We start from the raw sequence: 24191 nt of genomic DNA on the forward strand, positions 1-24191 counted from the left end.
ACAAAACATACGGCTAAAGAAGCAGGTGAGGCAAAATGGCGGAAATTGCACCGAATCAAGACGCGGTTGTCCTTTCCGGACCGGAGGCTGCCGTCTCCCCGTGGCGGGAAGCCTGGCGGACGTTCCGCAAAAATAAACTGGCCATGCTGGGGTTGTTTATCGTCCTGTTTTTTGTTTGCATCGCCCTTTTCGCCCCCTTCATCGCCAAGGAGGGAATCGATGAACAAAAGCTGACGGAAGCCCGCCTTCAGAGCCCTTCCGCAGAATATTGGTTCGGAACGGACGATTTCGGAAGGGATATTTTCTCCCGGGTGGTTTACGGGGCGAGAATTTCGTTGACCGTCGGGTTTTTCTCCGTGATCGGGTCGATTATTGTCGGCTGTTTTCTCGGAATCATTGCCGGTTATTACGGCGGGATCATCGACGGCATCATTTCCAGATTTTTTGACATCCTTTTGGCGTTCCCGAGCATCTTGCTCGCCATCGGCATCGTCGCCGTTTTGGGCCCGTCCCTGCGCAATGCGCTCATTGCCATCGCCGTCGTCAATGTGCCGAACTTCGGCCGGTTGATCCGTTCCCGGGTTTTGAGCGTCAAGGAAGAAGAATATATCCTGGCCGCCCGGTCCATCGGCATGAAGGATTCCCGGATTCTCCTGCACCATATCCTGCCGAACAGCATGGCTCCGATTATCGTGCAAGGGACTTTGGCCATTGCCACGGCCATCATTGAAGCGGCCGCCTTGGGATTTCTGGGGCTCGGGGCCCAGCCGCCCCAGCCGGAATGGGGGAAAATGTTGGCCGATTCCAAAGACTTTTTAACGAACGCCCCGTGGACGATGATCTTCCCCGGGCTGGCCATCATGCTGACCGTTCTCGGATTCAACCTGCTGGGGGACGGGCTTCGCGACGCTTTGGATCCGAGGATGAAAACTTAACGGCACCCGGTGTTGCCCGATCCCGGCACCCGGGTTTTGCGCGGCTGCCGCCTGGAATCTTTTCGGATTTCCCGGCGGCTTATTCTTTTTCCGGGAGAGAAGGATTGCCACCTTCCCGGGAAGGTCCGGCCGGCACGGCGAGTGGTCTTGGCAACAAGGTGCGGGAACAAAGAGAAAATGGCGTCCCTTTGATTCCTGCGGCCTAACTTTTGCCGGGATTTCCGGAAAGGGACGGGCTGGTCTTTTTACGGATGGCATTGGGTTCGGAGTGCCGCGAACCGGAGCCCGGCGCCCCGAAAAAGGGGGCTCCCGCCTCGGACGGGAGTGCCGCAAACGGAGGCGGATTAAGGCGAGGGCTCCCGGGAAAATTTATCTCCCATACATGGGAATTTGCCATTGCAAAAACTACTAACATTAGTTATATTAAAACTAACACAATTAGTTTAAAGGGAAGTGAGCCACTTGCGAATCGTCCGCAAACATACGGTTTTCCAGCTGACATTTTTGCCGCGCCTTTTCCCCGTCAATTGTTACTTGGTAGATGAGCCGGACGGACTGACCTTGATTGACGCCGCCCTGCCCTACAGCGCGAAAGGCATTTTAAAGGCGGCCGAAACCATCGGAAAACCGATCACCCGCATCCTTCTCACCCACGCGCACCAAGATCATGTGGGGGCCCTTGATGGGCTGAAACGGATTCTTCCCGATGCGCCCGTCTTTGTTTCGGAACGGGACGCCCGGTTAATGGCCGGGGACAGGTCGTTGGATCCGGAAGAACCGAATACGCCGATTCGCGGCGGAGTGCCCAAAAACCTGCGGACACGGGCGGATGTTTTGCTGAAGGAAGGGGACCGGATCGGCTCCCTGCTCGTGATTGCCACGCCGGGGCATACGCCCGGTTCGATGTCCTTTCTCGACACGCGCAACCGCGCCTGCATCGTCGGGGACGCGTTTCAGACAAGAGGGGGGATCGCGGTATCTGGACAGGTTCGGCCATGGTTCCCCTTCCCGGCAATGGCCACATGGAATAAGGAAATGGCGCTCAAAAGCGCATGCAAAATACGGGAGCACCGCCCTTCGCTGCTGGCGGCGGGGCATGGCGGCATGTTGGAACAGCCGGGTCCGGCGATCGACCGTGCCATCGCCGAAGCCGAACGGCGTTTTCGGTGATTGCGGCGGAGGGTTGCCCTTCTTTGGCGGAATCCTGTCCGCCGAAACCGTACCGCGCTTTAAACGAGCCCTTGCGGGAAAGGAGGGACGCAGATGTCACCGAAGATCGGTTTGGATATGGCAAAGATCCTGCAAACAGCAACGGACATTGCCGATAAGGACGGACTGGAAGGCGTGACCCTGGCCGCGTTGGCGAAAAGGCTCGGCGTCCGCCCCCCTTCCTTGTACAACCACATCGATGGATTGCAAGGTTTACGGAAACAGCTCGCCCTTTACGGCCTCGAACAGCTTCACCGCGCCTTGGCGGAAGCGGCCATCGGGCGTTCCGGCGACGATGCGGTGCATGCCCTTGGCAAAGCTTATGTAACCTTCGTCCGCACCCACCCCGGCCTGTATGAAGCAACCATGCAAGCCCCCGATCCGCTGGATCCGGATATACAACGTGCAGGCCGGTCGATTGTGGATCTGACCATGCGCGTGCTTCGGGCATACCATCTTGATGACGAAACGGCTCTGCATGCCGTGCGCGGTTTCCGAAGCATGTTCCATGGATTCGCATCCTTGGAACAGAAAGGGGAATTTAGAATCCGCCTCGACCATGACGCGACGCTCCGGTTTCTGATCGACACGTTCCTGGCGGGTCTTCGGAAAAAACCGTGAAACCCCCGGCGCGGATCCGCCCGAAAAATTGAGAAACGATGAGTGGCCGCCAAAATTTTTTTTGCGGACCGGCTGCAAAATGCGACGGTTCCCATCCTTCAAGGATCCGATTGTTCCTGCCAAGGGGATCCCCAACAGGAGGGAAAATGATGTTCCCGCTTGATTTCCGGCCGTCTGTTTCCCGCTCCTCTCCTTTTTGGCGGGTTCCGCTTCGAAAGCGGTATGAAGCCATTTTCGGACGGGCCGACGGGCGGCTTTAGGCGGACCGGAAGCAGAAATCGGCATCCATCGGATGGAAAAAAGGGGGGCGGATTTGAAGCGAAACCGGATGCTGACGTGCACCGGATGAAAAAGCGTTTTCAAAACGGGCGGAAACGGGCCCGAACCCTTGCGCCGGCTGCGGCCGGACGCCCTGCAACGGGAAATGGAAATCGGAAACTATGATATAATATAATGGTATAATAAACGGTAATAATAAAAAGGAAAAAGGATTGGTGAATGTTAATTTGGACAGTTCCTTATCGACGCTATGGATTGTGCTCTTATTAATTATCGCCAACGGCGTTTTTGCGATGACGGAAATTGCCATCGTCACCTCGAGAAAATCCAGATTGGAAAAAATGGCGGAAGAAGGCAATGCGAAGGCCGCCATCGCCTTGAAATTGGCCGAACACCCCAACCAATTGCTTTCCACGATCCAAATCGGCATCACCCTCATCGGCATCGTGACGGGTGCCTTCAGCGGCGCCGCCATCGCCGGCCAATTGGCGAAATTCATTGACCGGATTTCCTATTTGCAGCCGTACAGCAAGGAAATCAGCATGTTCATCGTCGTGGCCCTCACCACTTACCTTTCCCTGATCATCGGGGAACTGGTGCCGAAACGGATCGGTTTGACGAATCCGGAAAAGGTCGCTTTGATGGTGGCCAAACCGATGTATTATTTCGCGAAAATCGGCAGACCCCTCATTTGGATTTTGAGCAAATCGACGGAATTCGTCCTCAAGTTGATCGGGGTCAAACAGTCGAACGAACCGGAAATCACGGAAGAGGAAATCCAGCAGATGATCGAAAAGGGCGTTTACAGCGGGGTTGTGGATGAAATCGAATCGGAGATTGTGGAACAGATTTTTTACACCGGCGATTCCCGGATCGGGGATATCCTGACCCCGCGGACCCAGCTCGTCTGGATCGACATTGAGAAGCCCTTTGAGGAAAACTTGAAGAAAATGATCTCCAGTTCCCATTCCAAGTTTCCCGTCGGGCGAGGAAGCCTGGATGAATTTTTGGGGGTCATTTACATTAAGGATATTTTTGCCAAAATGGCCGAAAAAAAACCTTTCAAACTGGAAGATTGCATTCAGGAAACCCTCGTCCTTCCGGAGCCGATGAAGGTGTTTCAAGCCCTGGAAATTTTAAAGAAATCCGGAAGGCATGAAGCGATCGTCATCGACGAATACGGCGGCATCGAAGGGTTCATCACCTTGCACGATTTCATGGAAAGCATCGTCGGGGAAATCCCCTATTACGAGGATGATTCGGAACCGCAGATCGTGGAACGGGATGAAAAGAGCTGGCTGGCCGACGGCCTCGTTTCCCTGGACACCTTTAAGCGGTACTTCGATATCGAAGATCTGCCCGAAGTGCGGGGCGGAACGCCCCATACCCTGGGCGGATACATCACCATGTATATCGGGGACATCCCGAAGCTCAACCAGTCGATCGAAATCGAAGGCTATCGCTTGGAAGTCGTCGATATGGATCATGTTCGCGTCGATAAAGTGTTGATCACCCGGATCGGACCGGAAGAGGGGAAAGGGGACGAATGACGGGCGCCGCGAAAGCGGTGATCCGTTCATGGTCCGCATGAAAGGAAGGACGGACGGAAACCGGGACCCCTTTTCCGGCGAAGAAGCCGGCAAACATCGGCTCCCCGTGCAACGGGCCGCCCCGTTAGCGGGGAGTTTTCCCTTTTTCCCTTTCTGAATGAAACGTTGCGGCGAGCAAAAAGGCGGAGAAAGGAGCCCCGCCCTGCGTCGGTGCAGGCCATGCCGTCCGGCCGGCGGACGGACGGCCTCTGACCCTATCCACCGCTTGTCAATTCCCCGACGATTCCGGCCATTCGTATTGGGCAAGCAATGCCCGGAGCCGCTTGAGCTCTTCTTCAATCCGGGACAGATGTTTTTCTGCCGCCTCGATCCGGTTCCCGGTATTTTCCAGCTTTTCGATATCCCCTTGGATGCGGATGTAATCGCTCTTCAATTCCTCGATCTTTTGCAAAATTTCCTTCTTCGTCATCTCCCGTGCCTCCTTTGTCGGTGGAATTCTCCCTGAGAGCCCGAAAAAAGAATAGGTACAAACGGGGGCCGCCCCGGGTTCCGCTCTTCAGATTCGGGCCGGGTCACCCGCCGAAGCGGCGTTTTAATCCTTTCTCCTTCCATCTTAAACGAAACCGCCCGCTTTGGGTACATTTTGATCGAACCAATTCATTTGCCGGAGAAATGCCCCATCCAGAAATCGGGGGTTTTTTTCCGGCGGAAGGATCCGCCCCTGAAAAATTTTACCCGCATACTTTTCCCGAGGAGTTCGCGGACAAAGGGCCGGCTTGCCCGTAAAGGTACCGGGTGGCGCAGCCTCCGTTTGCCCTTTCGGAAGGAAAGGATGCCCGTCCCGAAAATGTACCGCCATGACGCGGATCGCCTGCGCGGGCCGGGAAGGATCCGGCCTGTCCGCCTGAAGAGGAAACGGGCGGGGAAGTTTCCTCCCCTTTCCTCCGGGCAAATTTTGTTTGCTGTCGTACCGGTGAACGCTTTGTGGTAAAATAGGGATGGATTTTTAAGAAAAAAGCCGGAAAGGGCGAATCCCCCTTCAGCGGCTCCACAGTCCCGGCTATGTTTTTTATTGAAACGAATTGGGAGGGAATGAAATGTCTGCCGTTTTGGAGCAATTTTTAAATGAAAATTTGCAGGAATTAAAAGAAAAGGGTCTGTACAATGAAATCGACCCGCTGGAAAGCCCGAACGGCCCCGTCATCACCATTAAGGGGAAAACGCTCATCAACCTTTCTTCCAACAACTATTTGGGCTTGGCCACGGATGAGCGCTTGAAGAAGGTTGCGATGGAAGCGGTTGCAAAATACGGCGTGGGTGCGGGGGCCGTGCGGACCATCAACGGCACCCTCGACCTTCACGTAAAATTGGAGGAAACGATCGCGAAATTTAAAGGGACGGAGGCGGCCATTGCCTACCAGTCCGGTTTTAACTGCAATATGGCCGCCATTTCCGCCGTCATGGACAAAAACGACGCCATCCTTTCCGACGAATTGAACCACGCCTCGATCATCGACGGCTGCCGTTTGTCGAAGGCGACGATCATCCGTTTCAATCATTCCGATATGGATGATCTGCGGAAAAAAGCGAAAGAGGCGAAGGAGTCCGGGAAATACAGAAAAATCATGGTGATCACCGACGGCGTCTTCTCCATGGACGGGGACATCGCCAAGCTCCCGGAGATTGTCGAGATTGCCAAAGAATTCGATTTGATCGTCTATGTGGATGACGCCCACGGCTCGGGGGTCACCGGCAAAGGAGCGGGGACGGTCAAACATTTCGGCCTGGAAAAGGAAGTGGATTTCCAAATCGGCACCCTGTCCAAGGCGATCGGGGTTGTCGGCGGCTACGTGGCGGGAAAGAAAAACCTCATCGATTGGCTGAAAGTCCGGTCGCGTCCCTTCCTGTTCTCGACGGCGGTGACGCCGGCGGATGCGGCGGCGGCGGCGAAGGCCATCGAGATTTTGATGGAAAGCACGGAGCTGAACGATCGCCTGTGGGAAAACGGCCGCTATTTAAAACAAGGGCTGAAAGATCTGGGCTTTGACATCGGACACAGCGAAACGCCGATCACCCCCTGCATCATCGGCGACGAAAAGCTGACGCAGCTTTTCAGCAAGCGGCTTTACGAAGAGGGGGTTTACGCCAAGGCGATCGTCTATCCGACCGTACCGAGAGGAACGGGCCGGGTCCGCAATATGCCGACGGCCGCCCATACGAAGGAGATGCTCGATCAGGCGCTGTCGGTCTACGAAAAAGTCGGCAAAGATCTGGGCATCCTTTGACAGGAACCGGCGCCATATAGCATTTTTGCAAGCATTGGACACAAAAAGAGCAGGCATCCTTTGACAGGAACCCCCGTCCCCAGGGCGGACGGGGCGCTTCCATGCCCTATGGAAATCTCATGAATCGTACGGCGGAAAGCCGTCCGCTTCGCATTTTCTGCGGCTAGTGTTTGGATGGAGGGAAGAGAAATGAAGAAGATATTGGTCACCGGCGCCCTCGGCCAAATCGGCACGGAACTTGTCGTGGAACTGAGGAAAATTTACGGGGAAGGCAATGTGGTCGCCACCGATATCCGCAAGACCGAACATCCGGCGGTCGAAGGCGGACCCTTTGAAATCGTGGATGTATTGGACGGAAAACGATTGGCGGAAGTGGCCGACCGGTACCGGGTGGACACGATCATCCATTTGGCCGCCCTGCTTTCGGCGACGGCCGAAAACAATCCCCTGCTCGCCTGGAACATCAACATGAACGGTTTGGTCAACGCGCTGGAAGTGGCGAGGGAGAGGGGCTGCCAATTTTTCACCCCCAGTTCCATCGGGGCCTTCGGGCCGTCGACGCCGAAGGATCATACGCCCCAGGACACGATCCAGCGTCCGACGACGATGTACGGGGTCAATAAAGTGGCCGGGGAATTATTGTGCGACTATTATTACCATAAATTTGGCCTCGATACCCGGGGGCTCCGCTTTCCGGGGCTGATCTCCCACACCGCGCCCCCGGGCGGGGGGACGACCGATTATGCGGTGGAAATTTATTACGAAGCGGTGAAGCATAAAAAATACACATGCTATATCGCCGAAGGCACCTATATGGATATGATGTATATGCCGGATGCGATCGACGCCATCATCCGGCTGATGGAGGCGGACGGGGAAAAACTCGTCCACCGCAACGCCTTCAATGTGAGTGCGATGAGCGTGGAACCGGAAGACTTCGCGCGGGAAATCAAAAAGCACATCCCGGAATTCAAGATGGATTATCAGGTCGATCCGTTGCGGCAAAAGATCGCGGAAAGCTGGCCGAACTCCCTCGACACCTCCTGCGCGGAAGAAGAATGGGGATTCCGGCCGAACTACGATCTGGAGGCCATGACCAAAGATATGCTGGAAAATATCAGGAAAAAATTGAATAAACAAGGGGCATGAGCGGGGGAAAGGACGTCCCGGAAGGCCAGACCGAACGGCTCCCGGGCAAATAGAATTGCCTGAGCGGCTTTAGCACCATATTCGATAGGGCTGAGGCCGTTTAGGCTTTTTTGCTGCCTTTCGTCATAAAAGCGGATGCGTTCTCGCGAGAGATCGTTCCGCAAATGTCCCACACAATTGAGCCCTCCCCAAAAGGATCCCATTGGCCCGTTATCCATGCCTCTTGAATCCTCAAACCCTTCCAATCCATGTTTTCCATGCTTATAAGGGTTGTTTGGGAATCTTATCTTTTGAACATACTTCTTTAAGTGTATTTTTCGCTAGAAACTCATTGTCACGTCTATGCCACTGCGCCCCAATCTCTTCTTTAAGTGTATTTTTCACTAGAAACGCGGCGGTGCATCGCAAAAGGTGGCAAAACAAATGACTTCTTTAAGTGTATTTTTCACTAGAAACCCTATTTGAATTGATTGCAGCGAAATTTATTGGACATAAAAACTTCCCCTAAGACGGCCTGTCTGCCTTAAGGGAACAAATCGAACCGGCTTTTGGGGCGGCCTTTTTCAGCAGGAGGAGCGGAGAGCGACGGAAAAAATTTTATGGGGATTGGCAAGTTTGACTTATTTGTTATATAATTAATATAACAGTTATAATAAACCAAACACTTGGTGATGAACATGATTCTGACCCTGGATTATGAATCGGATCTTCCGATCTATATCCAATTGAGGAACAAAATCATCGAAGGCATCGCATCCGGCCGGTTGAAGCCGGGGGATCCCCTCCCTTCGGTCCGCGCTTTGGCCCGGGACCTCGGCGTCAACATGCACACGGTAAACAAGGCGTACCAATTGCTGAAGCAGGAAGGATTTTTATCGATTCACCGGCAAAAGGGGGTCGTGATCCATCCCGACGGGTTCCCGCCGGCATCCGAACGGTTTCTCGAACGGCTGAAAGAAGATCTGCGGCCCCTTGTCAGCGAATCCGTGTGCAGGGGCCTAAGCGAAGAAGAATTTCTTTCCGTATGCGCCAAAATTTTCCGGGAGATTCAAAAAGGAGGAGAACCGCTATGAAATGGATCCTGTCGCTCTTCGTTTTTTTGCCGCTGGTCGCGATTACGTCGGTGACGCCCTATATTACGAGAAGGACGGAAAGTTTCGGCGTTTCCATTCCCCGATCGGTATACGGCAGCCCGGAACTGAAAGCCTTCCGCAAACAATACGCGATGATCACGGGTTGCCTCGGCCTTCTGTTTTTCGTTCCGCTTCTCATCCTAAAAATTCCCGAAGAGGTCTTCCCGCTCGTATTTGCGGGAGCAGTGTTCGGGTATTTGTCCGCCGGCTTTATCGTCTATTATCTTTATCATAAAAAAATGAAAAGGCTGAAACGGAGCCGGAATTGGAAGGGGGAACGGAAGGAGGCCGTCGCCCTGGACATCCGTTTCCATCAGCGGAAGCGCACCGTTTCTTACCGGTGGTTTCTCCTCCCCTTGGCGATCACCGGAGCTTCCTTTATCTGTACGGCCCTTTTCTACGACCGCATCCCGGACCCCGTCCCCATGCATTATGATATGAACGGCGAAGTGAACCGGTGGGCGGAAAAAACACCGGGGTCCGTCAGCCTTTTACCCTTGGTCTCGTTATTTATGACAGGGCTCTTCATGTTGGTCAATTGGATCATTGACCAAAGCAAACAGCAGATCGATGCGGACGATCCGGAAAAATCCTTGGAACAAAATCTCATTTTCCGGAGAAGATGGTCGGGATTTATCATCTTTTCGGGAACCCTTCTCGTTCTCATGTTTTTCCTGGCCCAGCTTTCCTTAATCTTTTCCTACGGGCAGAAGGCCGTTTTCCTGCTGATGATGACGGCCGTCGGCCTCACCCTCGTCGGCTGCCTTGTCCTTACGATCCTCACCGGCCAGGGTGGAAGCAGGATTCATGGGATCGGGGAAAATGACGGGGGATTGATCAACCGGGACGATGACCGCTTTTGGAAATTGGGCGTCTTTTACTACAATCCCGAAGACCCGGCCTTGTTTTTGGAAAAACGGTTCGGAAGCGGGTGGACGATCAATTTCGCAAGGCCCGCCGCCTGGCTGCTTTTCCTCGGCGTTTTGTTGATTCCGGTTATCATTGCGATTTTTGCAGGCTAACAAATTCTTAACGGAGAGGAGAATGAAAGTGGTCGAAACTTCCGCAATCGCCGCCCAGTTGGCGGGAATGGTTTTGGGGATCGGAACCCCGGCCGCCCTGTTCATCTATTTTCGAAAAAAATACCGGATTTCTTGGAAGCCGTTTCTTCTTGGGCTGCTTACCTTCTTTCTGTTCGTCCAAGTTTTGGAGGCCGCCTTTCACGGCTATTTTCTCTATGCGAACGAATGGACGAAAGAATGGCTGAAAAATCCTTGGTTGTATATGCTGTACGGCGGGCTTGCGGCGGGCATCTTCGAAGAGACGGGGCGGCTCGTGATGATGAAGTTCGCCTTGAAATCCCGCCGAGATTGGAAAGACGGCCTTTCCTTCGGGCTCGGCCACGGGGGCTTTGAAGCTTTATGGATCCTCGGCGTCAACGGGGTCGTTCTCCTTTCCCTTTCCTTTTTCATTAACAGCGGATCCTTCGACAGTCTGACGGACGGACAGTTGAAGGAGGCTTTGCGGCCCTTGCGGGACCAATTGGTGAACGGGTCGCCCTGGCTGTTTCTTCTTGCCGGCTTGGAGCGGATCGGGGCGGTCCTCGTGCACATCGGGCTCTCCCTCGTCGTGTTGTACGCGGTGAAATCCGGGCAGCTGAAATTTTATTGGTTCGCCGTGTTGCTTCACGCCATCTTCGATTTCCCCGCCGCCCTTTACCAATCGGGGGTCATTGCGGACATCTGGCTGGTTGAAATCTTTGTCGCCGGGGTTGCCGTCTTGTCCGTGGCTTGGATCATCAAGGCGAAACCTTTGTTTGAACGGGCGGAAGCTTAATGCGGCTCCGTCCCGCCTCCGTCCGGAAGAAGCCCGAGAAATTGCGGAAAAAAGCGGCCGCTTCTTGCCAAGACTAGAGTCCGCCAAGCGGGACGCAGAAATTCCACAAAGATTTGGGCGGAACCGCCGTTTTCCCTTCCGGTCCAATTCCCGCCCGGGGACCGGACGTTCCCGGGAAAGGTTCGCCGGTTTTTTCGTTTTCTCTCTTCCGAAAAACGGGTTGTTTTTCCATCCCGGGCCGGAGGTTTTGCTAAAATAGATACAATAAGGCTTATTTTTTGAAAGGGGATTCGAGGATGGCATATACGATGAACGGCAAAGAAACGATGGAGTTGATCCGGGAGCTCGTCCGCATTCCCAGCCCATCGGGGAACACGGAAAAAGCGATCCGATTCATTGAAGATTATTTCAAGCCCCTCGGCGTGAAAATGAAAAGGAATAACAAGGGCGGGCTCCTGGTTACCCTCGATGGGGAGAATGGGCGAAAGCACCGGTTTTTGACCGCCCACGTCGACACCCTGGGGGCGATGGTCAAAGAAATTAAAAGCGACGGGCGTCTGAAATTGGATTTGATCGGGGGATTCCTTTGGAACGCCATTGAAGGGGAGTACTGCCAGATCGAAACGGCGGACGGCAAAGTGTACACCGGAACCATCCTCCTTCATCAACAGTCGGTCCATGTCTATAAAAACGCGAAAGATACGGAAAGGAACCAGGAAAATATGGAAGTCCGGATCGATGAAAAAGTGAAGAGCGCCGAAGACGTACGGAAGCTGGGGATCGAAGTGGGCGATTTCGTTTCCTTTGACCCCCGGGTGCAAATCACCGAATCCGGCTTTATCAAGTCCCGCCATTTGGATGACAAAGCCAGCGCGGCGATCTTGATGAAACTCGTCGAAACGTTGGTGAAAAACGACATCCGTCTGCCTTATACGACCCACTTCTTTTTTTCCAACAACGAGGAAATCGGCTACGGCGGCAATTCCGCCATACCGGAAGAGACGGTGGAATATTTGGCCGTCGACATGGGGGCGATCGGGGACGGCCAGGCGACGGACGAATATTCCGTGTCCATCTGCGTCAAGGACGCCACGGGGCCCTATCATCTCGGGCTGCGGAAATCTCTCGTCGAATTGGCCAAACAGCACGGGATCGATTATCGCCTGGATATTTATCCCCATTACGGTTCCGACGCCTCCGCCGCCCTTTTCAGCGGGTACGATATCGTCCACGGCCTGGTGGGACCGGGCGTCGATGCGTCCCATGCCTTTGAACGGACCCATGAGCTGGCGATCGAAAATACGCAAAAACTTTTGTTTTATTATGTGCAATCGCCATTGGCCGTTGAATAGGGGAAAAACTTCCCTTTCGGGCGGAACCGGCCGAAGGGCGGGCAAAAAAAAACGGGAAAGCCGGCAACTCTGTCCTTGCGGCCTTCCCGTTTTTCGCAGCGGTTTAAAATTTTTGCAGGAATGCTTCCACTTCCTCGGGGGTTTTGGCGTTGGCGCTGTGCAGATGCCCCAGTTTTTCCCCTTTGGAGAAGATCAAAATGCTCGGAATGCCCAAAACCTTCTGTTCTTCGGCGATTTCCGGGAATTTGTCCCGGTCCATCTGGTACCAGGTGAGATGGGGGAACTTGGGCAAAATATCGCCGATGAACATGTCCAGCCGTTTGCAGTCCGGACACCAGGTGGTGTAAAATTTGATGGCGATTTTGTTATCGCTTTGAATGATTTTTTCGTATTGTTCCGCGGTGGTGATTTCCTGCATCGATTCTTTCCTCCTTTTTCCTTTGGATCGTCCTTCGATCAAATTATTCCACCTTGTCCTTCTCCCATTGGTAGCTCCAGAACCGCTCGTATTGCAGCCATTTTAACGCCTCCGGGTCCTTTTTGGCGATTCCCTCCTCCAGCTGCTGCACGAAGAAGAAGGTTTGCGAACGGTGGGCCTTGATCGTTTTCAGTTTTACGTCGGAAACTTGGCGGATGTCGTGAATGATGTCCGGTTTCCCCAATTCTTTTTCGCAATCGTTGGAAAAGGCCACGCAGTGGAGCTTCGGCCGTTTTTTCCCGGCAAGGCGCTTGACGGCCCGCACCACCGACCTTCCGCAAGCTTCGTGGTCGGGATGCACGGAATAACCGGGATAGAAGGTGATGATCAAGGATGGATCCAGTTCCCGGATCAGGGAAAAGATGCTCTCGGTCAGCTTTTCCTCTTCGAATTCCAGCAATTTGTCGCGGAATCCCATCATCCGCAAATCCCGGATGCCCATTTGCTTGGCGGCTTCAAGCAGTTCCCTTTTCCGGATGCCCGGGAGGGATTCCCGCGTGGCAAAGGGGGGATTTCCCAAATTTCTCCCCATTTCCCCCAAGGTTAAACAGGCGTAAGTGAGAGGTGTTCCGTTTCGGATATAGGTTGCGATCGTCCCCGATACGCCGAAGGCTTCGTCGTCGGGATGGGGGAACACAACCAGAACATGTTTTTCCTGTTCGAACATCGGTCCGCTCCTTTCCGTTTACGGGAAAAGAATATGAGAGGTGCGAGCTAAATCTCAAAGGGTTCGGGGCTCAGTTCCAAGGCGACGGCAAGCCGTCCTTTGTCGTCATGCCCCGCCATCAAAAGCCTGCCCCTTTCGTCCAACTCGTAATGGGTCAAGCCTTCCCCGTAAATCCATCCGTCCTTCATCTTCAGGCCGACCCGGTACGGACCTTCCCCGGCAATTTTTCCGTATTCGTAGCGGATGGCCGCGTTTCGGATAAAAGCCCCGGCGGAAAGGAAGGAAGGATCGCGGTGGGAGGCGTATGCGCCGTTGGTGGTTTCCAGATGGATGTACAGGTCTTTGCCGGCAAAGCGGTCGATCAAAGCCTGCACCTTCTCTTTGCGAATGGGTTTCACGTTACACTTCTCCCTTCAAAGAACGGAAACTCACTTCCTATTTTACTAAAAGACGCCGGGAAGTGGGAAAGGAAAAGATCGCTCGGGGATGTGGCAAGTTTTTCGCGGCGCGGCCCGGGGCCGGTATTCAGGCGGAGTCATGATGTACTTTTTGATCGGCTTGTTCAGGTGAAATGGAAAAAACGGCCGAAAGATTATCATTATGGGCTGCAAAAAAGTTCATGCAGATTACGAAGTTTTTTCCTATGCATGGATTGTTATAAAATTCGATTGCGCATGTTATGATTTCCAATTACTTCTGCCTCTCCAGCACCGTTCCCTTTTGCTTAGCCCGGCGCCGGCGACAAATTTTTGCGGTCTGACGGGATATTTTCAGCGGCATGGGTCATGCTGCCAAAACGGCTGAAGTTCCCCATGCAAGCGATGATTGCCTCCTATTTCCAAGGGGGATGGGACAAGCCGGCCGAACGGTCCTCATCCTTTTGAATTCCCTCAAGCGTGATCGCTTTGAAAATTCTGGGATCGGTGAAAGAAAAGGGATTGGAAAGGGCAAATTTCAGGTCGGGTCCGCATCCGGTTTCGGCGGCCTTGCGGGAGGGGCGTAAAGCTTCGGATCAAGACCGCCGGGACGTCAGGTTTCCCGCCAACCCCCGGGGCGGTTTTCCCCGCCCGTCTTCCTTTCCCGGCTCTCGACGAAGGTCGCCCGAAAAAGAAAATCCGCAGCCTCTTGTTTTCGGCTGCGGATTTCCTTTTGTCATCTTTTGCAGGATCGTCGGAACAAACGCGGAGAACCGGGCGCGTTATGCGGAGGGCGGCGTGAATCGCAGTTCCCGTCCGGTTTGCCTCATTCTTTAACCAATCGGACTTCCGGCGTCTTTCCTTTGTAAAGGTTGTAAGCGCCGTGCATGACGGGGCCGACGTATTGGTTCAGCTTCCAGCCGTGGGCGATGGCCGCCGTGACAAATTCCTTGGCATGGAAGACGGCGTCGAGCACCGATTCGCCCTTCGCCAGGTTGGCGGTGATGGCCGCCGCGAAGGTGCAGCCCGCCCCGTGGTTGTAAGTCGTGTCGATCTTTTCCGTTTCCAGGAGGACGAACTGTTTCCCGTCGTAGAACAGATCGACCGCCTTGTCGTGGGCCAGTTGTTTTCCGCCTTTGATGACGACGTTTTTCGCTCCCAGCGCGATGATTTTTTCCGCCGCTTTTTTCATGTCGTCCACCGTTTTGATCGGTCCGGTTTTGGACAGCTGCCATGCTTCAAAGAGGTTCGGCGTGGTGACGAGCGCCCGGGGCAGGAGAAGTTCCCTCGATGCGTCCACCGTTTCGGGGAGCAGCACTTCATCCTCCCCTTTGCAGACCATGACGGGATCCACAACGACATTCGTCAATTGATATTCGTCGATTTTCCGGGCCGCCAGCTCGACTATTTCCACGGAACCGAGCATGGCCGTTTTCATCGCATCGATCCCAACGGATAACACCGTTTCCAATTGGGCTTCGACAGTATTCGCATCAATCGGGAAAACCCGATGTTTCCAATGTTCTTTCGGATCCATGGCAACGATCGTCGTAAGGGCGGTCATTCCGTAGACGCCGTGTTCCTGGAAGGTTTTTAAGTCCGCTTGAATGCCCGCTCCCCCGCTCGAATCGGAACCGGCCAAGGTCAATACTTTCAACATTGCCATGCGTGGTCACCTCTTCCTGAATGTCTCATTCCAATTATATCAGTGTTTAAAACAATATACAAAAGAGGAAAATGGAAAACTCCGATCGGATTAATGGAATTCCTTGGCGGTTTCCCGCCCGCCGGCGGCGGGGGCGCTCCAGAAACTTTCTTCGTAAGCGAGTTCCCGGAATTTTTTCGGCGTCATGCCAAAAATTTTTTTGAACAGGCGCGTGTAATAGCTTTGGTTGCAAAAGCGGAACAAATGGGAGATTTCGGCGATCGGAAGCTCCGAATGGATCAGGAAAAATTTAGATTCCTCGAGCCGCTTCCGGTTGATGTAATCGGTGATCGTCAACCCGGTTTCCTGCTTGAACCGGTTCGACAAATAGCTCGGATGGACATACAGTTTTTCGGCGATGATCTTCAGGGAGAGGTCCTGAAGAATGTGGTCGTGGATGAACTCGATGGCCCGCTGGACGATGGAGTGGTAGACGGGCATCGCCTCTTTCTTCAGCGTATCGATGAACGTGCAAATCATGCTGTACTCGAAATTTTCCAGTTCTTCTTTCGAATCGAGCCTTTCGATCTCCTGGATCATCACGTCGCTCAAATTATAGGCGATTTCCGGATGCACCCCGCCTTGGATGATCGCCCGCGTAAACAGGGTGCAGGAGCAGATCAGGGAGTTTTTCAGGGAACGGATCGGGTGATCCGCCAACTTGGCCCGCTGCAGGTTGTTTATTTCATTCAGCGCCTGCAAGGCGCTTTCCGTATTGCCCCTTTTGATCGCTTCCATCATCTTTCTTTCCAAGGCGTAGGAGGGGTGCAAATATCCGTTTTGCCGGTTTTTCATCCGCTCCTTGAAAAATTGGCGGAGCAAGGCTTCCTGGATTTTCTTCTCCATCGGATCACCCTCACTTTTGAAAAAAATTTGCCAAAAACCTAAAAAAATTAATATCTTTGGAATCGATTTCATTTTACCATGAAGGAGGAAAAATTCGAAAGGGGGCAATAAAATGAAAAAGCGGCTTTTTGGACTGATGATCGTTTTGCTGTCGTTGGGGCTGCTTGCCGCATGCGGCAATAAAAGCGAAAACAATGCGGAAAACGGTTCGAAAAACGAGGGGGGAGATAAGGAACCCGTCGTCATCAAATTCGCCGCCCAAAACGACAACACACCCGCCACGCAAGCCGCGATCGACGCGTTTAACAGCAGCCAGGACAAGTACAAAGTGGAATGGGAACAAATGACAAACGATTCCGCGCAAATGCATGACCAATTGCTGACCTCGCTGTCCAGCGGTTCTTCCGACTACGATGTCCTTTCCCTGGACGTGGTCTGGGCAGGGGAATTTGCCGGAGCCGGCTATCTGGAACCGATCGATGTCCGGATGCAGGAAGCCGGGCTTAAAAAAGAAGACTTCAATGCCGGTTCGATGGCCTCCGGAAACTACAAAGGAAAACAATACACCCTGCCGTTTTTCCCTGACGTCGGCCTGCTCTATTACCGCAAAGATATCGTCAGCCAGGAAGACGCCAAGAAGCTGGAAAGCGGCGACTACACCTATCAGGACTTGCTGGCGATGGCCGAAAAATACAAAGGGCAAGGCGGAACGAAATACGGATTCGTTTATCAATCGAAACAATATGAAGGGTTAACCGTAAACGTGACGGAATTTACCAACTCTTTCAAAGACATCAAAGGCGGCCTGGAAACAATGTATCAATTTACGAAATCCGAGGCCACGCCGGATGACATTTTGACGTACATGGAAGGAGAAACCCACACCGTCTTTGAACAAGGGCAAAGCGTATTCGCCCGCAACTGGCCCTACGCCTTCGGACGGATTCAAGGCCAGGAAGACGGGGTGAAGATCAAGGCCGATCAAGTCGGCGTCGCGCCGCTGCCCAACGGCGGTTCCGTCGGCGGATGGCTCTTGGCCATCAACAAAAACTCCAAAAACATCGACGGCGCATGGGAATTCATCAAATTTTTGTCCGGACCGGAAGGGCAAAAGATCATGTCGACCAAAGGCGGATACTTGCCCGGTTACAACGCGTTGTTGACGGATTCCGAAGTGGTCCAGGCCAACACCCTGTTGTCGATGGAAGGTTTCAAAAAAGCTTTGGAAACGACGATCGCCCGTCCCGTTTCTCCGGAGTATTCCAAAGTATCCGATACGATCCAAGTCAATGCCCATAAATATTTAAGCTCGGGCAAAGGGTTGGACGAAGCGGTGCAAGCGATTCAACAGGCGATCGGCCAATAACGGATGCGATGGGCTCTAACTTGTTAGAGCCCTTTTCTCACCGTTTTTTCGAAGGATTTCGTTACCGTTCCGTCATTTCCCAGGAAGGACCCTCATTTTTCGGCGTTCCGGGAAGGCCGCGGGAATCGCTTTCCCTCCCATAATGCCGGGAAGGGGGAGCCGCCGGTTAAAGACGCAGATGAAAATGGACAGCAGGTCGAGGCACGGCTTCCCGGGTTTGTCCCGGCAACGCCATCAGAGGAGCACATGCCGCCCGGAAAAGCCGGCCGATTCATAAATGGATAAGAAAGGGGACATGGGCATGCGGAGGATGGGATGGAAGGGATTTTTGTTTCTTTTGCCCGCGCTGGCGCTGATCGCCGTTTTTTCTTTGTGGCCGGTCCTGCAATCCCTCACCTATACCTTTTTCGACTACCGGTTGAACAACCAGCAAAAATCCGGCCTTTATTTGAGCGAACGGTTCAATGCGGACCTTTTCAATGAGACCGCCTTTTACGTCGGGATGTTTCTCGAGGAAGATCTGCCGTCCATGACCGACGGGGCGGACGTCGAAGAAGCGAAGCGGCTGTTGGCGGATCTGCAGCGGATCAGCGGCCAATATTCGGAAGAAAAAGGCGTAATCCGCATTTCCAAGGAACAGAAGGAAGAGATCGAACAATTCTATAAAGCGGCCAAACCGAAGCTGGAAGAATGGAACCGGAAATACGCCCTGAAAAACGGGGAAAATCTGCCCCTTTTGTTGGATGACATCAAAGACAGCGTCATTCCCTCGAATTTCGTCGGATTGGACAACTATAAAAAGGCCTTCACCGATCCCCGGGTCGGCACGGCGGTGTGGAATACCGTGCTGTTTACGGCCGTTTCCGTGTTTTTCGAATTCCTGTTCGGTCTCGCCTTGGCGCTGATCATGAACAAGGCCTTCATCGGGCAGGGGCCGGTGCGCACCGTTTCCCTGATCCCCTGGGCCATTCCGACCGCCGTGGCGGCGCTGATGTGGGGATATCTTTATGACGGAAGCTTCGGCGTCGTCGCCAAGATTTTTGAGCAGGTCGGACTGATCCAGTCCTCCACCGACTTGTTGCAATCGCCGGGCTGGGCAATGGCGGCAACCATCATCGCGGACGTCTGGAAAACGACGCCTTACATGGCCCTTCTGCTGTTGGCCGGGCTGCAAAACATCTCCCCGAGCCTGTATGAAGCGGCTTCGATCGACGGGGCGAACAAGTGGCAATCCTTCGTCCGGGTCACCCTGCCCCTCTTGAAGCCGTCCATTTTGGTCGCCCTGTTGTTCCGGACGTTGGATGCCTTCCGCGTCTTCGATTTGATCTACGTTTTGACCGGAGGCGGCCCCGGCGGTTCGACGGAGACGCTGTCGGTGTACGCGTATAAAGCGATGTTCGGACAGACGAATTTCGGCTACGGTTCGGTGGTCGTCATGATCATGTTTGCCTGTGTCGCCGCCATCGCCGTCATCTTTGTCAAAATACTTGGAACCAATTTAATGGAGAAAAATTGAGGGGGCGACAGGGATGAACAGAACGATGAAGTTGGCCGGGGTCCTGTTGGTCGCGGTTTTCTTGATCGCCATGCTCTTTCCGTTTTTCTGGATCTTTATCACATCCTTCAAATCCACCGGCGAAATCTACGGGGAGGGCGCCTTCCGCGTGATCCCCCGCGAACCGACCTTGCAAAACTATTTGACCGTCCTGTTTGAAAAGGGGATCTTGAACGCGGTGAAAAACAGTTTCATCGTCGCCGGGACGACGACCGTCTACATCATCGCCGTCGCCACCTTGTGCGCCTACGCGATTTCCCGGTTCGAGTTCCGCGGCAAAAATCTGTTGCTCGGCTTGATCCTGGCCGTATCCATGTTTCCGCAGATGATCGTCACCGGTCCGGTTTACAATCTCTTTCACGATCTGGGGCTGACGAACAGCTACGCCGTCGTCTTGCCCTATTCGACGATCACCTTGCCGACATCGGTGTGGATTTTGGTGACCCATTTCAACCAAATTCCCCTCGCGTTGGAAGAATCGGCGAAGATCGACGGAGCCTCCGCCTTTCAAACGCTGTACAAAATCGTCTTCCCGCTGGCGGCTCCCGGGGTGTTCACGACGGCGATCATCGTGTTTATCGCCGCTTGGAACGAGTTTCTCTTGACGGTCACCTTGAACTCCGATGTGAGATATCATACCGTTCCCGTTGCCATTTCTTTCTTGCGGACCCAATTCGAAATTTTGTGGGGGCAGGTAACGGCGGCGACGACGATCGTAACGATTCCCACCTTGTTGGTTGTCTTGTTTTTCCAAAAACAAATCGTATCCGGGCTCATTTCCGGCAGCGTGAAGGAATGAATCCTTTTCGGCCGGTGCAGTGTTTCCGGATGCAAACGGCAATGGAAAGAATATACGCATTCAGAGGAACCTGACGGTGCCGATCCCGGTCCGTTGAACGGGAACACGGAAAGAATACACGCATTCAGCAAGAACGGGAGTGTCGCATCATGTCTTGGACGATATCGCACCAATCATTGAAAAACGAAGATTTGTTGATGCAGGAAAGCTTGTATTCCTTGGCCAACGGCTATTTGGGGGTGCGGGGCAATTTTGAGGAAGGGTACCCGGCGGATTTCGACACGATCAGGGGCACTTATATCAACGCCTTCCACGATATTGTCGACGTGAAATACGGGGAAAAATTGCCCGCCTTCCCGGAGACCCAACAAAAATTGGCCAATATTATCGATGCCCAGGGTTTGGATATATTCCTCGGGGAAGACATGGAAAAATTTTCCCCGTTTACCGGGGAAATCCTCTCCTATTCCCGGATCCTCCATCTGGATAAGGGCTACACGGAGCGGTCGGTCCGCTGGCGCTCCCCGAAAGGGAAGGTGGTGGACATCCTTTTCCGCCGCCTCGTTTCCTTCCGCCGAAAGGAGCTGTTCGCCATCCAGCTGACGATCCGGCCGGTGAATTTTTTCGGCCAGGTGAAGATCGTCGGCACCGTTGACGGGGATGTGGAGAATTATGTGAGCGAATCCGATCCCCGGGTCGGATCCGGCCACAACAAACTGTTGCAGGTGATCGATAGCGGGATCAAGGAGGACGTCGGCTTCGTCCTGGCGGAAACGAAACGTTCGAAGCTGCAGACGGCCTGTTTGACGAAATACATCGCGGACAACGGCGCCAGGGCGGAACAGGAGGCGGGCCCCAAACGGGTGACGGCGTCCCTCACCTTTCCCCTGAATCAAGCGGTGACCGTCGAAAAAAGGAACGTGTATACCGACACTTTGCGGCACGGGGAAGATCTCGTCAAAAAAGGGCTGGCCATCCACCGGGAACTGGAAGGGAAAACCTTTTCCGATTTTTTGGCCGAACAAAAGGCGGAGCTGGACGAATTTTGGCGGGATGCCGACGTCCGCATCGACGGGGACGCGAAGCTTCAGGAAGGGATCCGCTTCAACCTGTTCCACCTGCTCCAGTCGGCCGGGCGGGATCCCCATTCCCACATTGCGGCGAAAGGACTGTCCGGGGAAGGCTATGAGGGCCATTATTTTTGGGATACGGAAATTTATATGGTGCCCGTCTTTATCCTGACGAAACCGGAATTGGCAAAGAAGCTGCTGATCTACCGCCATTCCAAACTGGACGCGGCCAGGGAACACGCGAGAAACATGGGGCATAAAAAGGGGGCCCTGTATCCGTGGCGGACGATTTCCGGGAGCGAATGTTCTTCCTATTTTCCGTCCGGTTCGGCCCAATACCATATCAGCGCCGACATCGCTTACAGTTACATCCAATACTACTTGGCGACCGGCGACGAAGCCTTTCTTGCCGAATACGGAGGGGAAGTGCTGTTTGAAACGGCCCGCCTGTGGCTTGAAACCGGCCATTTCCGGGACGGGCAGTTCCGCATCGATGCGGTGACCGGGCCCGATGAATACACCTGCATCGTCAACAACAATTACTATACGAACGCCATGGCCAAATACAATCTGCGCTGGGCGGCGAAGATCTACGACCGGTGGCAAAGGGAGAAACCGGAACTGCTTCGGTCCCTAAAGGAAAAGCTCTCCCTCGCCGATGAAGAAAAGGAACTTTGGCAGCGGGCCGCGGAATGCATGTTTCTGCCCTATGACGAAAAATTGAAGATCAACCCGCAGGACGACACCTTTTTGCAAAAGGCGGTATGGGATTTCGCCAACACGCCTGGAGACCATTACCCGCTTTTGCTCCATTACCACCCGCTCACCTTGTACCGGTACCAGGTCTGCAAACAGGCGGACACGGTCCTCGCCCATTTTTTGCTGGACGAGGAAGATTTGGAGACGATGAAAAATTCGTATTTGTATTATGAAAAAATAACGACCCACGATTCGTCCCTTTCTTCCTGCATTTTCAGCATCATGGGCGCGAAGATCGGCGATGTGGAGAAAGCCTATCGGTACTTTGTCGAAACGGCCCGCCTCGATTTGGACAATACCCACGGGAATACGAAGGACGGCCTGCATCTGGCGAACATGGGCGGAACGTACATGGGGATCATCTTCGGCTTTGCGGGCTTAAGGATCAAGGAGTCGGGCCTCCATTTCGCGCCGAAATTGCCGGATGCCTGGAAGCATTACCGTTTCACCATCCAATACCGGAAACGGAAAATCACGGTGGATGTGGATGAAAGCGGCGCCCGATTCCAGTTGGAAGGGGATCCTCTCACGATTACGGTCAACGGGGAATCCTGCCTGCTGGAAGGAAAGAAAAGCTTCCCGCTCCTTGCCGCAAAAAGCAAATGATATCCCGGCTCCGTTTCCCTTTTTGCGAACGATTCTTGCGGCGATCGGAGGCGGGCCGGCCCCGGCGCGTTATAAGAGCTTTTTCGCAGCTTTCCGTTTTCGGCCATTCTCCCTCTAAAAAAAAGCGGAATCGGCATAGGACCGATTCCGCTTTTTGTGCGTGTGGCAGCATGCTTCGCTATAGGGTGAAAGTCCCGAATACAGCCGCTGGTCAGTCGCTAAGTATTCGCCGACAGACAGTGCGGTATCCGTGAGGAATCGTGCGGAGGCTCCTAATGTCCCCAGCGGGGATTAGCGGCAAGAGCCGTATGCGATGCCCCGCGCGTGCGGTTCTGTGAGAGGGGTGGTCAGGGACGGCAACCCCTACTCGATTCGTTCGCCCGGCAGGGGCGATGCTTCGCTGGAACTCTCCCGGACGCCCTTTGCGGCGCCTGAGGGCGGGAGGGAGCCCCCGGCGCGGGAGGAATCCGAAGGAGGCCCGGACGAAGGGAAAGCCAACCCGGCTTGCGGTCTTCGTACCGGATCCTTCCGCAGCCGGAAGGAAAAATTCTTGGAAAGGTTCGAAAAAGCCGCCGGGATGGGGCAAGAAAGATGAAGGCGGGCGGAATAGGGCCGTGCCCCGATCGATTCACCCGTTCGGCAGGAAATTTTCCATGAAGGTCGGCAGGGAAAAGCAGCTTTTCAGGATTTCTTCGTTGAAATATTTCGTTTCAACGGGCGTGATCCGATCCGGAAAGCGGTCCAACGGATAGGTTTTCGATCCGGCGGTAAAGCTCCACAATCCGCCCGGATAGGTCGGCACGGTGGCGATGTAGGTTTTGGAAAAGGCAAACAGTTCCTTCAAAATGGAGGCCGTGTTCCGCAGCACGTTTTGATGAAAGACAGGGGACTGGCTTTGGCAAACCATGATCCCGTCGTCCTTCAGGACGCGGTGGAGATCTTCATAGAACCCGCGCTCGAACAAATGTTCCGCCGGTCCGATCGGGTCGGAAGAGTCGACGATGACCACGTCGTATTCATTCCGCCGGTCTTTGACAAAACGGAGGCCGTCATCGAAAATAAAATGCACCCGCGGGTCGGACAAGTTTCCCGATATTTCCTGCAAATGGGCCTTGCACGCCTTGACGACCAGCTCGTCGATCTCCACCATGTCGATCCGTTCGATATGGGGATATTTTGCCGCTTCCCTCGCCGCGCCGCAGTCTCCGCCGCCGATGATCAAAACCTTTTTCGGATTCGGATGGAGACAAAGGGGCACATGGGTGATCATTTCATTATAGATATGCCCGTCCAACGCGGTGGTCTGCACGATTCCGTCCAGGACGAGGGCCCGGCCGAAATCGAAGGTGTCCACGATCATGACGTGTTGGAAGGGAGAGGACTCGGAGAAAATGATTTCCTTTAACCGGTAGCTGATTTTCAAATTTTCCCGTTCATACTCCGTGAGCCACAAGGAACCGTCTTTTTCTTCAATCCACTCCGGGTATTTTGTCATCCGCTTTTCCTCCCGTCTTTTTGATTTTCTGCAAGGCAGACAGAGCTGCAGAAGCAATCTCTATTCTATCAATATTTCCC

Annotated in this window: 21 protein-coding genes; 14 read left to right on the forward strand and 7 right to left on the reverse strand. The window is 53.8% G+C overall.

All coding sequences use genetic code 11. The features are described from left to right. The first annotated feature begins 35 nt into the window (after positions 1-35). The 4 genes from A3EQ_RS0106695 (at position 36) to A3EQ_RS0106725 (ending at position 4594) form a co-directional block, all read left to right on the forward strand. Complete coding sequence (locus A3EQ_RS0106695) at positions 36-935, forward strand: ABC transporter permease (RefSeq protein WP_020154413.1); 900 nt, start codon at positions 36-38, stop codon at positions 933-935. Positions 936-1397: 462 nt separating this feature from the next. After that, complete coding sequence (locus tag A3EQ_RS0106705) at positions 1398-2105, forward strand: MBL fold metallo-hydrolase (protein WP_020154415.1); 708 nt, start codon at positions 1398-1400, stop codon at positions 2103-2105. Positions 2106-2198: 93 nt separating this feature from the next. After that, positions 2199-2765, forward strand: a complete 567-nt coding sequence (locus A3EQ_RS0106710; RefSeq protein WP_020154416.1) for a TetR/AcrR family transcriptional regulator — start codon at positions 2199-2201, stop codon at positions 2763-2765. 494 nt (positions 2766-3259) lie between these two features. Then, positions 3260-4594, forward strand: a complete 1335-nt coding sequence (locus A3EQ_RS0106725) for a hemolysin family protein (protein ID WP_244874565.1) — start codon at positions 3260-3262, stop codon at positions 4592-4594. Between the two features lie 268 nt (positions 4595-4862). Here the strand turns inward: A3EQ_RS0106725 and A3EQ_RS0106735 are convergent, their stop codons facing one another. Next, on the reverse strand, positions 4863-5063 hold the full coding sequence (locus tag A3EQ_RS0106735) for an SE1832 family protein (protein ID WP_020154421.1): 201 nt from the start codon (positions 5061-5063) through the stop codon (positions 4863-4865). A gap of 628 nt (positions 5064-5691) precedes the next feature. Here A3EQ_RS0106735 and A3EQ_RS0106750 point away from each other — a divergent pair. The 6 genes from A3EQ_RS0106750 (at position 5692) to A3EQ_RS0106780 (ending at position 12349) form a co-directional block, all read left to right on the forward strand. After that, a complete protein-coding gene (locus A3EQ_RS0106750) occupies positions 5692-6879 on the forward strand; it encodes a glycine C-acetyltransferase (RefSeq protein ID WP_020154423.1) in 1188 nt (395 codons plus the stop codon). 189 nt (positions 6880-7068) lie between these two features. Continuing rightward, the gene (locus A3EQ_RS0106755; RefSeq protein WP_020154424.1) at positions 7069-8028 is read left to right on the forward strand and encodes an L-threonine 3-dehydrogenase; all 960 of its coding nucleotides are present in this window, start codon (positions 7069-7071) and stop codon (positions 8026-8028) included. Positions 8029-8705: 677 nt separating this feature from the next. Beyond that, a complete protein-coding gene (locus A3EQ_RS0106760) occupies positions 8706-9101 on the forward strand; it encodes a GntR family transcriptional regulator (RefSeq protein ID WP_020154426.1) in 396 nt (131 codons plus the stop codon). Further along, positions 9098-10183, forward strand: a complete 1086-nt coding sequence (locus tag A3EQ_RS0106765; protein WP_020154427.1) for a DUF1648 domain-containing protein — start codon at positions 9098-9100, stop codon at positions 10181-10183. The genes A3EQ_RS0106760 and A3EQ_RS0106765 overlap by 4 nt, the downstream gene beginning before the upstream one ends. A gap of 22 nt (positions 10184-10205) precedes the next feature. Continuing rightward, positions 10206-10997, forward strand: a complete 792-nt coding sequence (locus A3EQ_RS0106770; protein WP_020154428.1) for a YhfC family intramembrane metalloprotease — start codon at positions 10206-10208, stop codon at positions 10995-10997. 296 nt (positions 10998-11293) lie between these two features. Continuing rightward, positions 11294-12349, forward strand: a complete 1056-nt coding sequence (locus tag A3EQ_RS0106780) for a M42 family metallopeptidase (RefSeq protein WP_020154430.1) — start codon at positions 11294-11296, stop codon at positions 12347-12349. A gap of 103 nt (positions 12350-12452) precedes the next feature. Here the strand turns inward: A3EQ_RS0106780 and A3EQ_RS0106785 are convergent, their stop codons facing one another. The 5 genes from A3EQ_RS0106785 to A3EQ_RS0106820 form a co-directional block, all read right to left on the reverse strand. After that, positions 12453-12767: a thioredoxin family protein gene (locus A3EQ_RS0106785; protein ID WP_026499800.1), complete on the reverse strand. Its 315-nt coding sequence runs from the start codon at positions 12765-12767 to the stop codon at positions 12453-12455. A gap of 43 nt (positions 12768-12810) precedes the next feature. Then, positions 12811-13494 carry a bacillithiol biosynthesis deacetylase BshB2 gene (gene bshB2 / locus A3EQ_RS0106790; RefSeq protein ID WP_020154432.1) on the reverse strand — a complete coding sequence of 228 codons (684 nt, stop codon included), beginning with the start codon at positions 13492-13494 and terminating at the stop codon, positions 12811-12813. Positions 13495-13541: 47 nt separating this feature from the next. Further along, positions 13542-13892: a YojF family protein gene (locus A3EQ_RS0106795; protein ID WP_020154433.1), complete on the reverse strand. Its 351-nt coding sequence runs from the start codon at positions 13890-13892 to the stop codon at positions 13542-13544. An 844-nt stretch (positions 13893-14736) separates the two neighbouring features. Next, entirely contained in the window at positions 14737-15576 is an 840-nt protein-coding gene (pdxK, locus tag A3EQ_RS0106815; RefSeq protein ID WP_020154436.1) for a pyridoxine/pyridoxal/pyridoxamine kinase, read from the reverse strand. Positions 15577-15666: 90 nt separating this feature from the next. Further along, the gene (locus tag A3EQ_RS0106820; RefSeq protein ID WP_040369207.1) at positions 15667-16461 is read right to left on the reverse strand and encodes an AraC family transcriptional regulator; all 795 of its coding nucleotides are present in this window, start codon (positions 16459-16461) and stop codon (positions 15667-15669) included. A 112-nt stretch (positions 16462-16573) separates the two neighbouring features. On the opposite strand from A3EQ_RS0106820, the gene A3EQ_RS0106825 reads away from it, so the two are divergent. The 4 genes from A3EQ_RS0106825 (at position 16574) to A3EQ_RS0106840 (ending at position 22616) form a co-directional block, all read left to right on the forward strand. Continuing rightward, on the forward strand, positions 16574-17827 hold the full coding sequence (locus A3EQ_RS0106825; protein WP_020154438.1) for an extracellular solute-binding protein: 1254 nt from the start codon (positions 16574-16576) through the stop codon (positions 17825-17827). 301 nt (positions 17828-18128) lie between these two features. Continuing rightward, positions 18129-19343, forward strand: a complete 1215-nt coding sequence (locus A3EQ_RS0106830) for a carbohydrate ABC transporter permease (RefSeq protein ID WP_020154439.1) — start codon at positions 18129-18131, stop codon at positions 19341-19343. A 13-nt stretch (positions 19344-19356) separates the two neighbouring features. Beyond that, the gene (locus A3EQ_RS0106835; RefSeq protein ID WP_020154440.1) at positions 19357-20181 is read left to right on the forward strand and encodes a carbohydrate ABC transporter permease; all 825 of its coding nucleotides are present in this window, start codon (positions 19357-19359) and stop codon (positions 20179-20181) included. A gap of 149 nt (positions 20182-20330) precedes the next feature. Continuing rightward, positions 20331-22616, forward strand: a complete 2286-nt coding sequence (locus tag A3EQ_RS0106840; protein ID WP_020154441.1) for a glycoside hydrolase family 65 protein — start codon at positions 20331-20333, stop codon at positions 22614-22616. 628 nt (positions 22617-23244) lie between these two features. Here A3EQ_RS0106840 and speE read toward each other — a convergent pair. Continuing rightward, positions 23245-24111 carry a polyamine aminopropyltransferase gene (gene speE, locus A3EQ_RS0106850; protein ID WP_020154443.1) on the reverse strand — a complete coding sequence of 289 codons (867 nt, stop codon included), beginning with the start codon at positions 24109-24111 and terminating at the stop codon, positions 23245-23247. Between the last annotated feature and the right edge of the window lie 80 nt (positions 24112-24191).

It is taken from the genome of Caldibacillus debilis DSM 16016, assembly GCF_000383875.1.
GTDB classification, from domain to species: domain Bacteria; phylum Bacillota; class Bacilli; order Bacillales; family Caldibacillaceae; genus Caldibacillus; species Caldibacillus debilis.

What these genes read in the sequence shown, in the direction of transcription:
- A3EQ_RS0106750 (WP_020154423.1), top strand. Translation starts at nt 5,692, where the DNA reads ATGTCTGCCGTTTTGGAGCAATTTTTAAATGAAAATTTGCAGGAATTA.
- A3EQ_RS0106835 (WP_020154440.1), top strand. Translation starts at nt 19,357, where the DNA reads ATGAACAGAACGATGAAGTTGGCCGGGGTCCTGTTGGTCGCGGTTTTC.
- A3EQ_RS0106840 (WP_020154441.1), top strand. Translation starts at nt 20,331, where the DNA reads ATGTCTTGGACGATATCGCACCAATCATTGAAAAACGAAGATTTGTTG.
- speE (WP_020154443.1), bottom strand. Translation starts at nt 24,111, where the DNA reads ATGACAAAATACCCGGAGTGGATTGAAGAAAAAGACGGTTCCTTGTGG.
- A3EQ_RS0106830 (WP_020154439.1), top strand. Translation starts at nt 18,129, where the DNA reads ATGCGGAGGATGGGATGGAAGGGATTTTTGTTTCTTTTGCCCGCGCTG.
- A3EQ_RS0106735 (WP_020154421.1), bottom strand. Translation starts at nt 5,063, where the DNA reads ATGACGAAGAAGGAAATTTTGCAAAAGATCGAGGAATTGAAGAGCGAT.
- A3EQ_RS0106820 (WP_040369207.1), bottom strand. Translation starts at nt 16,461, where the DNA reads ATGGAGAAGAAAATCCAGGAAGCCTTGCTCCGCCAATTTTTCAAGGAG.
- A3EQ_RS0106785 (WP_026499800.1), bottom strand. Translation starts at nt 12,767, where the DNA reads ATGCAGGAAATCACCACCGCGGAACAATACGAAAAAATCATTCAAAGC.
- pdxK (WP_020154436.1), bottom strand. Translation starts at nt 15,576, where the DNA reads ATGGCAATGTTGAAAGTATTGACCTTGGCCGGTTCCGATTCGAGCGGG.
- A3EQ_RS0106765 (WP_020154427.1), top strand. Translation starts at nt 9,098, where the DNA reads ATGAAATGGATCCTGTCGCTCTTCGTTTTTTTGCCGCTGGTCGCGATT.
- bshB2 (WP_020154432.1), bottom strand. Translation starts at nt 13,494, where the DNA reads ATGTTCGAACAGGAAAAACATGTTCTGGTTGTGTTCCCCCATCCCGAC.
- A3EQ_RS0106770 (WP_020154428.1), top strand. Translation starts at nt 10,206, where the DNA reads ATGAAAGTGGTCGAAACTTCCGCAATCGCCGCCCAGTTGGCGGGAATG.
- A3EQ_RS0106825 (WP_020154438.1), top strand. Translation starts at nt 16,574, where the DNA reads ATGAAAAAGCGGCTTTTTGGACTGATGATCGTTTTGCTGTCGTTGGGG.
- A3EQ_RS0106760 (WP_020154426.1), top strand. Translation starts at nt 8,706, where the DNA reads ATGATTCTGACCCTGGATTATGAATCGGATCTTCCGATCTATATCCAA.
- A3EQ_RS0106780 (WP_020154430.1), top strand. Translation starts at nt 11,294, where the DNA reads ATGGCATATACGATGAACGGCAAAGAAACGATGGAGTTGATCCGGGAG.
- A3EQ_RS0106710 (WP_020154416.1), top strand. Translation starts at nt 2,199, where the DNA reads ATGTCACCGAAGATCGGTTTGGATATGGCAAAGATCCTGCAAACAGCA.
- A3EQ_RS0106755 (WP_020154424.1), top strand. Translation starts at nt 7,069, where the DNA reads ATGAAGAAGATATTGGTCACCGGCGCCCTCGGCCAAATCGGCACGGAA.
- A3EQ_RS0106695 (WP_020154413.1), top strand. Translation starts at nt 36, where the DNA reads ATGGCGGAAATTGCACCGAATCAAGACGCGGTTGTCCTTTCCGGACCG.